Raw genomic sequence first — 300 nt, forward strand, 5'->3', positions numbered from 1 at the left:
CATTGTTCCTAGGAAAACATTCTGGACGACATGCCTTTAAAGACAAAGTAGAAGAACTCGGAATGGACGTTTCTGTGGACAATATTAAAAAGGCTTTTGAGCTATTTAAACAACTGACAGATCATAAGAAAGAAGTTACCGATGATGATATTTTTACCATTGTTACTGAAGTACAAACAGACGCGACATCTATTGAAAAGTATCAATTAAAAATGTTCCAACTTCAATACGGCTCAAACAATATCCCGACAGCAGCTATTGAATTGACTACACCTTCGGGAAATACAGTAAAGACAGCAT

General features: G+C 36.0%; 1 protein-coding gene. It reads left to right on the forward strand.

The annotated features are described in order from the left end of the window. Positions 1-300 (forward strand): homocitrate synthase/isopropylmalate synthase family protein (locus JKP73_RS22665; RefSeq protein WP_438874681.1); only part of this gene is annotated, 300 nt, incomplete at both ends.

The sequence above is a fragment of the Virgibacillus salexigens genome (assembly GCF_014905415.1).
Classification (GTDB): domain Bacteria; phylum Bacillota; class Bacilli; order Bacillales; family Amphibacillaceae; genus Virgibacillus; species Virgibacillus salexigens.